The sequence below is a fragment of the Arthrobacter sp. NPDC080086 genome, from assembly GCF_040702285.1.
On record NZ_JBFBKP010000034.1, the window covers coordinates 31,919 to 44,346 of the forward strand.

Here is a 12,428-nt window from a genome sequence, read left to right on the forward strand (position 1 = left end):
CAGCCACCGCCCCGCCGGCATCAGCCTTAACGATTCACGCACCACCGTGCCCAACCAGGCCATGCAAGAAACAGCTGTCCCCGGCACCACCGTGCCCGGGCTGACGCTGCTGCCGCCGCGGACCCGGCACGCGCAGGCCCCGGAGCTTTCCGCGGACCAGCGCGCCGCCGTCGAACCCGCGCGCGGGAGCGGGCCGGTCCTGGTGCCCGGCGCGCCCGGCACGGGGAAGTCCACGGTTCTGGTGGAGGCCGCGGTGCACCGTGCCCGGCGGGACGGCCTGGATCCGGAACGGATGCTCATCCTGGCCCCGGGGCGGCTCGCCGCGGACACGTTGCGGGACCGTTTCACCGCGCGGCTGGACCGTAGCCTGAGTACGACGCCGGCACGCACCTGGGCGTCCTACGCCTTCGACCTGATCCGGCGGGCCAAGGCCGAGGGGGTGCTGCCCCTGCCGCGGGCGCCGAAGCTGCTCTCCGGCCCCGAACAGGACCTGATCATCAAGGAACTCCTCGAGGGCCACGCGCGTCCGGGCTTCGAGCTGCCCTGGCCGGAGGACCTCGGCGCCGCCCTGCCCACCCGAGGCTTCCGGCAGGAGGTGCGGCAGCTCTTCGACCGGATCATCGAATCAGGGCGCACCGCCGAGGACCTCGCCGTACTGGGCCGCCGTTGCGGCAGGCCGGACTGGGAGGCCGCCGCGGCGCTCTACGCCGAGTACCGCGACGTGCTGGACCTGCGGATGCCGGAATCCTTTGACCCCGCCGGCATCATCACCGCCGCCCGCCAGATCTTCCAGGACGCGCCGGACTTCCTGGCCGCCGAACGGGACCGGCTGCAATTGATCCTGGTGGACGACCTCCAGGAGGCGAACCCGGCAGTCTTCGAGCTGCTGGCCGACATCGCCTCCGGCAAGGACGCCCTGGTGACCTACTGCCCGGACACCGTCGTGCAGGGCTTCCGCGGTGCGCGGCCGGACCTGGTGTCGGAACTGCCCCGGCTCCTCGCCCCGGGCGGCACCGTGCTGGAACGGCCGCTCTGGACGGCGCACCGTCAGGCGCCCGCCGTCGGGCAGGCCTGGCAGGCCGTCGCCGAACGGATCTCGCTCCGCACCGGCGGCGCCACCGCGCGGCGGCTGGACTACCCGGCACCGGCGGCACCGGAACCCGCCGCCCCAAACCCAGCCGCGCCAAACCTGCCAGTGTCCGGCACCGTAGAGGGGCACCTGCTGCCCTCACCGGTCCACGAACTGCGTTATGTGGCCCAGCGGATCCTCGAGGCTCAGCTGAACGAGGGCCGCGCCCTGGGCGACATCGCCGTGATCGTCCGCAACGGCGGCCAGCTTAGCCAGCTGCAACGGCACCTGGCCGGGCAGGGCATTCCCGTGCGGATTCCCGTGGCCGAGGCCGCCGTCCGGGACGAGGTTGCGGTGCGGCCGCTGCTGGACGCCTACGCCGTCGCCCTGGACCCCGAGGCCCTGACCGCCGAAGCCGCCGTGTCGCTGCTGACCTCCCGCATCGGCGGGGCCAGCTCCATCGAGCTGCGGCGGCTGCGCCAGACGCTGCGGCAGGACGAACTGCTCGGCGGCGGCGGGCGCGCCAGCGACGCCCTGCTGGTCGAGGCGCTGCTGGAACCCGGCGCGCTTGCCGCGACCGGCCTGGAGGGACGCTCGGCGCGGCGGATCGCCCGGATGATCCACGCCGGACGCGAGGCCGCCGCCGCGCCGGGCGCCAACGCCGAGACCGTGCTGTGGGCGCTGTGGAACGCCACCGGCCTGGCGAAGCGCTGGACCGAGGCCGCCCTGGCCGGCGGTGCCGCCGGCGCAAGGGCGGACCGTGACCTGGACGCCATGATGGCCCTCTTCCACACCGCCGAACGCTACGTGGACCAGCTGCCCGGGTCCGGGCCGGAACAGTTCCTCGAGTACCTGCTCAGCCAGGAACTGCCGATGGACACGCTGGCCGCCCGCGCCCAGCTGGAGGACGCGGTGGAGCTGATGACCCCGGCCAGCGCCGCCGGGCGGGAATGGCCCGTCGTCATCGTGCCCGGACTGCAGGAAGGCGTCTGGCCCAACACGCGGCTGCGCGGCGAGCTGCTGGGCAGCACGCTGTTCGCGGACGCGGTGGAGCACGGAGTGGACTACGCCCTGCGTCTCGATCCGCTCAGCCGGCTCCGGGACATCCGCTACGACGAACTGCGCAGCTTCTCCACCGCAGTCTCCCGCGCCCGCGAGGTGCTGATCTGCACCGCCGTGTCTTCCGAGGACGAGCAGCCCTCGTCCTTCCTCGACTACGCAGCGCCGCTGGCCCCGGGCCAGGACCGGCGGGGCTACACCCCGGTGGAACGGCCGCTGACGCTGCGGGCCCTGGTCGCGGAACTGCGCCAGCACGCCCAGGCCGGGACCGCCGAGGGCGAGGAGGCCGCAGCCATCCTGGGGGCGCTCGCCGCCGCCGAACCGCCCGTGCCCGGCGCCCATCCGGACCAGTGGTGGGGCCTGGCTCCGCTGTCCTCGGCGGAGCCGGTGGTGCCGCCCGGCGGCACGGTCTTCGTCTCACCCTCCAAGGTTGAGACGGTGCAGAAGTCGCCGCTGGACTGGTTCGTCCAGGCTGCCGGCGGGGAGGCCGCCACGGACTTCGCCCGCAGCCTCGGCACCCTCGTCCACGCCATCGCGCAGGACCTTCCCGAGGCCTCCGGCGGCGAATACGTGGCCGAGCTGGTCAAGCGCTGGCCCACCCTGGGCATGAAGGACAACTGGGAGGGCAAACTGGACTTCCAGCGGGCCGAGGGCATGGTGCGCAAGCTCGCCCAGTACGTCCTGGTGATGCGCAGCGAGGGCCGCAGCCTGCTCGGGGTGGAGCAGGATTTCGAGGTCAAGCTGGCCGACGTCGTCCCCGCCGGAGCGGCAGAGGACGGCGACGGCTGGCCCGCGCGCGCTGCGGTGCTCCGCGGCCAGGTGGACCGGCTGGAGATCGACGGCGAGGGCCGGCTGGTGATCGTGGACCTGAAGACCGGCAAACGTCAGCCCGGCAAGGCCGAGCTGGAACGCCACCCGCAGCTCGGCGCCTACCAGGCGGCCGTCCTCGCCGGAGGTTTCGCCGGCCCCGACGACGGGCCGCCGCCCCGGCCCGGCGGTGCCGTCCTCGCCCAGCTGGGGACCACCACCAAGAGCCCTGGCGTGCAGCACCAGCCGCCGCTGGACCCGGACGCCAACTGGGCCCTGGACCTGGTGAACGACTCCGCCCGGGTCATGTCCGGCAGCACGTTCGAGGCCCGTCACGACCCGGCCAAGGGCGGCCACGGCGGCCACGGGTGCCGCCTGCCCGAGCTCTGCCCGCTCTGCGCCCGAGGAAAGCAGGTCACCGAATGAGCCTCCCGGATCCACGGTTCAGCCCCGAGGAGCTCTCGGCCATGCTCGGGGAAAAGAACCGCCCCACGGCGGAGCAGTCCCTGATCATCTCCTCGCCGCTGGCACCCCGGCTGGTCATCGCCGGCGCCGGCTCCGGGAAGACCGCCACCATGGCGGACCGGGTGGTCTGGCTGGTGGCCAACGGCTGGGTCAGCCCGGAAGAAGTCCTCGGCGTGACCTTCACCCGCAAGGCTGCCGGCGAATTGGCCACCCGGATCCGGGCGAAGCTCACCGCCCTGGCCCGGATCGCCGCCGAGGACAGGGACCACTCGGTGTTCCCCGCCGGGCTGCTCAGCACCGAGGCGCTGGAGCCTAAAGTCTCCACCTACCACTCCTACGCCAGCGGGATCGTCTCCGACTACGGCCTCCGGCTCGGCGTCGAACGCGACGTGGTGCTCCTGGGCGCCGCGCAGTCCTTCCAGCTCGCCAGCGAGGTGGTCGAAGCCTACGACGGCGACTACGAGCACTTCCGCGCCGCCAAGTCCACCCTGGTCAAGGCCGTCATCCAGCTCGCGGGGGAGTGCGCCGAACACCTGCAGGAGCCGGCCGGGGTCCGTACCTGGCTGCTGGACCGGGTCCAGGAGTTCGAGTCCCTGCCGTACCTGGCCACCGCCAAGAAGAACCCCACCCAGGCCGCGGCCGAACTCAGCGCCCTGTTCCGGACCCGCGCCAGCGTGGCGGACATGGTGGGCCGGTACGCGGAGGCCAAGCGGGCCCGCGGCGCCCTCGACTTCGGCGACCTCGTGGCCCTGGCCGCCCGGGTTGCCAGCGAGATCCCGCTGGCCGCGCAAACCGAACGCCAGCGCTACAAGGTGGTGCTGCTCGACGAATTCCAGGACACTTCCCACGCCCAGCTGGTGCTGTTCTCCCGGCTCTTCGGCGGCGGCCACGCCGTCACCGCGGTGGGGGACCCCAACCAGTCCATCTACGGCTTCCGCGGCGCCTCCGCGGGGCAGCTCTTCCACTTCGTGCGGGAGTTCCCGGTACTGGTCGGTGAGGCCGGCTCCGGTGCCGGCGGCGACGCCGGCGACGGGGGCGGGGGCCGCCGCTTCGCCGTGGCGCCGACGTCGTACCTGACCACGGCCTGGCGCAACGGCCGCACCATCCTCGACGCCGCCAACGTCATCTCGGCACCGCTCAGCCGCGCCGCCGGGGAAGCCGGTCCCGCTGGCGCCCGGGACACCGCCCCCGCCGTCGAGGTTCCGCCGCTGCAACCCAGCCCCGCCGCGGTGGAGGGCCGCGTGGTGATGGGCCGGTTCGGCACCGACGAGGAGGAAGCGGCCGCCATCGCCGGCGACGTCCTGACCTACCGCCGGACCGACTTCAGCGGCAGCGCCGGCACCGGGGACTTCGAACCGCCCGCGATGGCCGTGCTCTGCCGGCGCCGCGCCCAGATGGAGTGCATCCGCAAGGAATTCGAGCTCCGCGGCATCCCGTACGAGATCGTCGGCCTCGGCGGTCTGCTGGACACCCCGGAAATCGTCGACCTCGTCGCCACCCTCCGCGTCCTGGCGGATCCGGGCCGGTCGGACTCGCTGATGCGCCTGCTGGCCGGGGCCCGCTGGCGGATCGGACCCGCGGACCTGATGGCCTTCCGCGACTGGTCCAGCTTCCTGGCCCGGCGGCGCGGGGCGCCCGGGGCCGGCGGGGCCGGCGCCGACGAGGACCTCGACGACGCCGACACGGCCGTCATCGAAACGGACCTGACCGACGGCGCCAGCCTGGTCGAGGCGCTGGACTGGCTGCCCCGGCCCGGCTGGACCTCGGCCCACGGACGGCAGCTGGGGGCCGAGGCCCTCGGCCGGCTGCAGCGGCTCTCGGCCGAACTCCGGCAGCTGCGCAGCTTCATGGGCGACGACCTGACCACCCTGCTGGGCGAGGTGGAACGGTCCATGCTGCTCGACATCGAGGTGGCCGCCCGGCCCGGGATCAGCATCCACCAGGCCCGCCGCAACCTGGACGCCTTCCAGGACGCGGCCGCCGGGTTCCTGCACACCTCCCAGCGCGTGGACGTCCTGGCCTTCCTGGCCTGGCTCGAGGCGGCCGCAGCCGAGGAGAACGGCCTCGACGCCGCCGCGCCCGAGGCCAACCACGAGGCCGTCCAACTGCTCACGGTGCACGCCTCCAAGGGGCTGGAGTGGGACGTGGTGTTCGTCCCCGGCCTGAACGCCGGCGCGTTCCCGAGCAGCCGCGACTCCCGCTGGAGCAGCGGCTCCGCGGCCCTGCCGTGGCCCCTGCGCGGCGACCGCGCGGACCTGCCGCAGTGGGATCTCGAGCACCCGGACCAGAAGGGCTGGCTGGACGCCGAAAAGGACTTCAAGGCCGACGTCCAGGCCCACGGCGAGGCAGAAGAGCGGCGCCTGGCCTACGTCGCCTACACCCGGGCCAAGCACGTGCTCTGCGTCTCCAGCGCCGCGTGGGTGGGCTCCCGGGCCGGCATCGCCGATATGTCTCCTTTCCTGGCCGAACTGGAGGCCCTGTTGGGCCGGGGGAGTGCCGCGGTCCACCCGCTCTCGGTCTCCGAGGACGCCCTGCCGGAGGAGAGTCCGCTGACCTCGGAACTCGAGCTCGCCGGGTGGCCCTACGACCCGTTGGAGGGACCGGTCAACCCCCGCACCGGGGTACGGCTGCGCCTGCGGCCGGGTCGCCGCGCGGCCATGGACTCCGCGGCCGCCCTGGTCCTGGACCACCTGCAGCGGCCCGGGGATCGGCACCTGCCCGCGCCGGCGCCCCCGGGGCAGCCGTTGCGCGGACCCGCCGGCGGCTGGGCCCAGGAGGCCGCCACCCTGCTGGACCGCCGCAACCGGCGCACCACCGTCCACGAGGTTCACCTGCCCGGGCACATTTCCGCCTCCACCCTGGTGGACTTGGACGAAGATCCCGGCGCCGTGGTGGCCCGGCTCCGGCGGCCCGTGCCGCGCGAGCCCGGGATGTCCGCCCGCAAGGGCACGGCATTCCACTCCTGGGTGGAGGAGTACTTCGGCACGGCGGGGATGCTGGATTTGGGGGAGGCCCCCGGCTCGGACGGGCACATCGATGAGGCCTACGGCCTGGAGGCCATGGTCGAGACCTTCCGGCGCTCCGAATGGGCGGACCGGGCTCCGGCGCACGTGGAGGTTCCGGTGGAGACCAGGATCGGCGACGTGGTGGTGCGCGGCCGCATCGACGCCGTCTTCCGCGACGCCGACGGCGGCTGGGACCTGGTGGACTGGAAGACCGGCCGCCGGCCTTCGGCACGGCAGCTCACGACGAAGGCGGTCCAGCTGGCCGTGTACCGGCTCGCCTGGTCACGGCTGAAGGGCGTGCCCCTCGAGGACGTCCGGGCGGCGTTCTACTACGTGGCCGACGACGCCGTGGTGCGCCCGCACGACCTGGGCAGCGCGGCGGACCTCGAACGGATCGTCGCCGGTGCGCTCGGCCGGCCGGTGGGCGTCCCCGGCAGGTAGGACGGGCTAGTGGCGGTGGAGCGGCACGACGGTCAGCGCCGTCGTGGACGTATCCTCGCCGCTGGCCGGAGCAGGAGTGTCGGCACCGGCAGGGCTGTCGGAGACCGTTTCGCTGCGGTCCGCTGCGGAACGGTCCTCCGCGGTGGGGCTGGAAGGTGCGACGTCGGCGTCGTCAGCCTGGGTGGCTCCGCGGCCGTCGTCCCCGCCCTTCGCGTCCCGGGAGACCGCGTCCCGGGAGACCGCGTCCCGGGAGACACCGTGCGACGACTCCTCGCCACCCGAAGACTGCTCGTCCTCCTCGGGGGTGTCGGGGATCGGAGTGACGTGCACGGCGGGAGCCGCGGCGAGCGGGGCGGGCTGCCCGGCGGCCGCCTCCGGCGCGGCCATCCCGGGCGTCTCCGCCTCGGTCTCGATCGGCTGCACCGTGACCGCCGGTGACTGTGCGGGCGCCGGAGCGGGCAGCGGTTCGACGCTGATCGGCTGGCCGCCGTGGGCCGCCACGTCGTCGGCCAGCAACGCCAGCATCGACTCGCCCTCCTCGACCATCGCGGTGTCCCCGGCAGCCAGACCACGGACCAGGTACTGGGCCAGCGCGAACTCCGCGGACAGGGCCGCCCGGCGCAACAGGTGCGCATCGGGGGTGTCCCGTCGGGCGGAGGAGTACGCGGCCAGGACGCTGTCCACAAAGTCCTGGTCGTTGGAGGCGACCAGCCAGGCCATGTCGTCGGCAGGGTCGCCGATCCGCAGGTCGGTCCAGCCGGTCACGGCGGTGACCCGCTCGCCGTCGACCATGATGTTGTCCTCGTGCAGGTCGCCGTGCACGACGCTGGGATTGAAGCGCCACAGGGTGACGTCCTCCAACGCGTGTTCCCAGCGCCGCAGCAGCAGCGGCGGGATCTTCCCGGTCGTGGCGGCCTGGTCCAGCTCATTGAGGCGGCGCTGGCGGAACTCGTTCGGGGTGTATGTGGGCAGGTCGGCGTTGCTGACCAGCGAATGCGGAAGATCGTGGATCGCGGCGAGGGCAGCACCCACCTCCCGGGCCAGCGCGGGCGTCCCGGAGCCCAGCTCCTCCACGGAGCGGGTGCGTCCCGCGAGGTGGGCGTACACAAACGTGCTCAACTCGCCCTGCCGCACGGTTCCGGCCACGGTGGGCATCAGGAACGGAAGTTCGGCACGGATCCCGGGGGTGAAGGCCCGCAACACCAGGAACTCGGTCTCCAGCCGTGCGCTGGCCTCCGCATGCCGCGGCGACCGGACGCGCCAGCGCTTCCCCTCGGAATCCAGCAGCAGGGCGGAGTCGAAGTCAGCCGCATCGTCGGGCGCGGAGCACACGGCCGTAGGGGTCAGTCCGGGGACCGCTGCCGTCGCTACCGCTGCCAGTTCGATTGGGTTTCTTCTCACGTTCCCACGGTAGATTGACCGGCGCCCAACACGGCGAGGCAGGGCGGCGAGTCTGAAAGTTAGGCCCGAAAACGCCCCCCGGACCCGGCAGACACGGGCCTCGCTGGGCCGCCGTCGGCCTTCCTGGCAAATGTCAATTGTCAGCGGGGGTGGGTACGGTGGAGATATGAGTCTTCCGGAGCCGTCCGCGTCCACCACCACGACGCCCGCCGCGTCCCGGCAGGGCGGGACCGGACAGCCGGCCAACCACCTCAGGGAGACCGTCCTTCCGGTCCGGGCCGCCCTCATCGACCGGCGCTCCGCCGCACGCATGCGGCCCGGGATGCTCGACGAACTCCTGGACGCCGACGGCGTGCAGGCCATGGTGCTCTCCCGCCGCCAGGCGCTGGTGGGCGGGGACGGTTTGGTGTTCCTCGACGCCAAGGCGCTCGCGGGCCGACTCAAGGGCACCGATTTCGAACCCCTCCACGTCGTCTACCTCGGGGCTTCCCTCGACGCGGACAGCGGGAACCCCGCTCCGGCGTCCCGGCCCGGCACCGAGTTCGTGCTGTTCATCCTGCCGGAGCAGTTCGAGGTCCGCGCGGAGCCGTTCGAGCAGCATGTCGACGGGATCCCCGCCGGGGCGCAATGGGCCGGATTCCGCGAGGTGGCGGGACGCCTCGACGCCCCGGACACCGCCCTGTTCATCGAAGCCAGCGCCATCGCCAACTGGCACGCCACCCACACCCACTGCCCGCGCTGCGGGACCGCCACCACCATCGAGGCCGGCGGCTGGGTGCGGCGGTGCCCGGCGGACAACTCCGAGCACTATCCCCGCACCGATCCCGCGATCATCGTCACGGTGGTCGGCCCGGACGGCCGGCTCCTGCTCGGCGGCGGCGGACCGCTGGATGCGAAGAACTACTCCACGCTGGCAGGCTTCGTCGAACCGGGCGAATCACTCGAACAAGCCGTCGTCCGCGAGATCGGCGAGGAGGTCGGCGTTCGGGTGACCGCCTCCCAGTACCTGGGATCGCAGTCCTGGCCGTTCCCTGCATCGCTGATGCTCGGCTTCACCGCCACCACCGGGGACACGGAGGCCCGGCCCGACGGCGTCGAGGTCACCCGCGCCCGCTGGTTCAGCCGGGAGGAACTGCAGGCCGCGGTCTCCAGCGGAGAGATCACCATCTCCAGCCGGCTCTCCATTGCCCGGGCCCTGATTGAACACTGGTACGGCGGCGTCATCCAGGACGCCCCCGGCACCCCCTGACCCTCCGATATTTGAGCAGCAGACGTGAACACAGATCTTTTCTCCGCCGGATCATTTCCCGGCACCCCGCCCGCCGAAGGGCTTCCCGCCGCGGATGAGCGTTCCCTGGAGGAACGCATCCTCGGCGGACTCGACGCCGAACAGCGCGAGGTGGCCAGCAACCTGACCGGGCCCATGTGCGTCCTCGCCGGCGCCGGCACCGGCAAGACCCGCGCCATCACACACCGCATCGCCTACGGCGTGCACTCCGGCGTCTACAGCCCGCAGCGGCTGCTGGCCGTCACGTTCACTGCCCGGGCCGCGGCGGAAATGCGCAGCCGGCTCCGTGACCTCGGCGTGGGCAACGTCCAGGCCCGCACCTTCCACGCCGCCGCCCTCCGCCAGCTGCAATTCTTCTGGCCCCAGGCGATCGGCGGTGCCCTGCCGAACCTGCTGGACCACAAGGCCCAGATGATCGCCGAGGCCGCCCGCCGGCTACGGCTCAGCACAGACCGGGCCTCCATCCGCGACCTCGCCTCCGAGATCGAATGGGCCAAGGTCTCCATGCTCACCCCGGCCAACTACCTGGAGAAGGCCCAGGGCCGCGGCACCCCCGGCGGCTTCGACCTGACCGCCGTCGCCCGCGTCTTCCAGTCCTACGAGGACGTCAAGACGGACCGCAACGTCATTGACTTCGAGGACGTCCTGCTGATCACCGTCGGCATCCTGCAGGAGGACCCGAAGGTCGCCGCCACCGTCCGGGAACAGTACCGGCACTTCGTGGTGGACGAATACCAGGACGTCTCGCCGCTGCAGCAGCGGCTCCTTGAACTCTGGCTGGGCGGCCGCGACGACCTCTGCGTCGTGGGCGACGCGAGCCAGACCATCTACTCGTTCACCGGTGCGTCCCCCAAGCACCTTCTGGGCTTCAAGGCCCAGTACCCGGACGCCACCGTGGTGAAACTGGTCCGCGACTACCGGTCCACCCCGCAGGTGGTCCGGCTCGCCAACGACCTGCTCGCCGGCCGGCGCAGCGGCGGCCCCGTCGCGGACGCGGCCTGGGCGACGCCGCTGCAGCTCGTCGCGCAGCGCCCCGCCGGTCCCGTGCCGCACTTCACCGAATGCTCCGACGACGAGGCGGAGGCCGCCACGGCCGCCCAGAACATCAAGGCACTGCTGGAGGCGGGCACGCCGGCCAGCCAGATCGCCGTGCTCTTCCGCACCAACGGACAGTCGGAGGCGTACGAGCAGGCCCTCGCCTCGGCCGGGATCGGCTACCAGCTCCGCGGCGGGGAACGGTTCTTCGCCCGGAAGGAGGTCCGGGACGCCATCCTGCAGTTGCGGGCCGCCACCCGGGCCATCGACGGCGCGGACGGCCCGGAACCGCTGGGCCAGCTGGTCCGGGACATCGTGTCCTCGCTCGGCTACACCGAGGAGGCTCCGCACAACGGCGGCGCCCTGCGGGAACGCTGGGAATCCCTGGCCGCCCTGGTGGCCCTGGCGGACGAGCTCGTCGCGGCCCGGGGGCCGCAGTTCGGCCTCGCCGAGTTCGTCAACGAACTCCAGGAACGCTCCCTCGCCCAGCACGCCCCGACGGTCCAGGGCGTCACCCTCGCCTCGCTGCACGCGGCCAAGGGCCTGGAATGGGAGGCGGTGTTCCTGGTGGGCCTGAGCGAGGGCCTGATGCCCATCTCCTTCGCCGACACCCCCGAAGCCGTCGACGAGGAACGCCGGCTCCTCTACGTCGGCATCACCCGGGCCAAGGAACACCTGTACCTGTCCTGGTCCACCGCGAGGACCCCGGGCGGCCGGGCGAACCGCAAGCCCTCCCGCTTCCTGGACGGGCTGAGGCCGGATTCCGTCGCCTCCTCCAGCGCCCGCGGCAAGGGCCCGGCCCCACGCCGCAAGGCCGCCGCGCCGGCGTCGTGCCGGGTGTGCGGCAGCATGCTCAGCAGCGGCGCCGAACGCAAGGTGGGCCGGTGCAACCAGTGCCCGCCCAGCTACGAGGAACAGACTTTTGACGCGCTGCGCCAGTGGCGGAAGGCCACCGCGCTGGAATCGGACGTCCCGGCATTCGTGGTCTTCACCGACGCCACCCTGACGGCCATCGCCGAGGCCCGCCCGGCGACCCTCCAGGAGCTCGCCACGCTGCCCGGCGTCGGCGCGTCCAAGCTGGAGAAGTACGGCGAGGCGGTCCTGGCCATCCTCGCGGAAAGCACCACCGCCTGATGCCGGGCAGGGCTGCGGGAACGCCGACGACGACGGCGGACGGCGCGCCGGTAGAGGTGCGCCGCTCGGCCCGGCGCCGACGCACGGTGGCGGCCTTCTGGGAAAACGGCACCGCCGTCGTGGCCATCCCCGCGCACTTCAGCGGCGCCCAGGAACGCGAATGGGTGGAGCGGATGCTGGCCAAGCTCCGCGCCCAGGGAAGCCGGGGGCAGAAGGGGAACGGCCGGCGCCGGCCGGGCAGCGACGCGGCCCTGGCATCCCGGGCGGCGGAGCTCTCCGCCACCTACCTGGGCGGCCGGGCCGAGCCCGTGTCGGTCCGCTGGGTGACGAACCAGAACTCCCGCTGGGGCTCGGCGACGCCGTCGGAGGGCACCATCCGGCTCTCGCACAAGCTGCAGCAGATGCCGCAGTGGGTCATCGACTACGTGCTGCTGCACGAACTCGCGCACCTGCTGGTGGCTGCGCACAACGCCGCATTCTGGCGGCTGCTGGCGGCCTACCCCGAGACGGAGCGGGCCAAGGCCTTCCTCGAGGGCGTCTCCTTCGCCACCGCCCGCGGGCTCCCCGCCGACGAGGACGACGTCGAGGAAGCCCCGGCCGGCTAAGCCGCGACGCCGGCCCCCAGTGGCTGGACCGCGGGGGAGCCCGGGCCGGTCAGGCCCGGACGCCGCCCGGCGGACTAAGCTTTGGCGGACTAGGCCTTGGGGGAGTCCCCGTTGGCGTC

Annotated in this window: 6 protein-coding genes; 5 read left to right on the forward strand and 1 reads right to left on the reverse strand. The window is 72.9% G+C overall.

The window, feature by feature from the left end:
- Window positions 1-61: 61 nt before the first annotated feature.
- Both AB0305_RS13015 and AB0305_RS13020 read left to right on the forward strand, forming a co-directional pair.
- Window positions 62-3,361 (forward strand): ATP-dependent DNA helicase, encoded by a 3,300-nt coding sequence (locus AB0305_RS13015; protein WP_364134615.1) that lies wholly within the window; start codon window positions 62-64, stop codon window positions 3,359-3,361.
- Window positions 3,358-6,846, forward strand: a complete 3,489-nt coding sequence (locus tag AB0305_RS13020; protein ID WP_364132954.1) for an ATP-dependent DNA helicase — start codon at window positions 3,358-3,360, stop codon at window positions 6,844-6,846. Before AB0305_RS13015 ends, AB0305_RS13020 begins: the two co-directional genes overlap by 4 nt.
- 6 nt (window positions 6,847-6,852) lie before the next feature.
- On the opposite strand, the gene AB0305_RS13025 is transcribed toward AB0305_RS13020, so the two are convergent.
- Complete coding sequence (locus tag AB0305_RS13025; protein ID WP_364132951.1) at window positions 6,853-8,247, reverse strand: macrolide 2'-phosphotransferase; 1,395 nt, start codon at window positions 8,245-8,247, stop codon at window positions 6,853-6,855.
- A gap of 166 nt (window positions 8,248-8,413) precedes the next feature.
- On the opposite strand from AB0305_RS13025, the gene nudC reads away from it, so the two are divergent.
- The 3 genes from nudC (at window position 8,414) to AB0305_RS13040 (ending at window position 12,309) form a co-directional block, all read left to right on the forward strand.
- Complete coding sequence (gene nudC / locus AB0305_RS13030; protein ID WP_364132948.1) at window positions 8,414-9,496, forward strand: NAD(+) diphosphatase; 1,083 nt, start codon at window positions 8,414-8,416, stop codon at window positions 9,494-9,496.
- 105 nt (window positions 9,497-9,601) lie between these two features.
- Window positions 9,602-11,704, forward strand: a complete 2,103-nt coding sequence (locus AB0305_RS13035; protein WP_290256460.1) for an ATP-dependent DNA helicase UvrD2 — start codon at window positions 9,602-9,604, stop codon at window positions 11,702-11,704.
- On the forward strand, window positions 11,704-12,309 hold the full coding sequence (locus tag AB0305_RS13040; protein ID WP_364132945.1) for a M48 family metallopeptidase: 606 nt from the start codon (window positions 11,704-11,706) through the stop codon (window positions 12,307-12,309). The genes AB0305_RS13035 and AB0305_RS13040 overlap by 1 nt, the downstream gene beginning before the upstream one ends.
- Window positions 12,310-12,428: the final 119 nt, after the last annotated feature.

Bases quoted from the DNA above. Each gene is read 5' to 3' on its own strand.
- AB0305_RS13015 (WP_364134615.1), top strand. From the start codon at position 62: ATGCAAGAAACAGCTGTCCCCGGCACCACCGTGCCCGGGCTGACGCTG.
- AB0305_RS13020 (WP_364132954.1), top strand. From the start codon at position 3,358: ATGAGCCTCCCGGATCCACGGTTCAGCCCCGAGGAGCTCTCGGCCATG.
- nudC (WP_364132948.1), top strand. From the start codon at position 8,414: ATGAGTCTTCCGGAGCCGTCCGCGTCCACCACCACGACGCCCGCCGCG.
- AB0305_RS13040 (WP_364132945.1), top strand. From the start codon at position 11,704: ATGCCGGGCAGGGCTGCGGGAACGCCGACGACGACGGCGGACGGCGCG.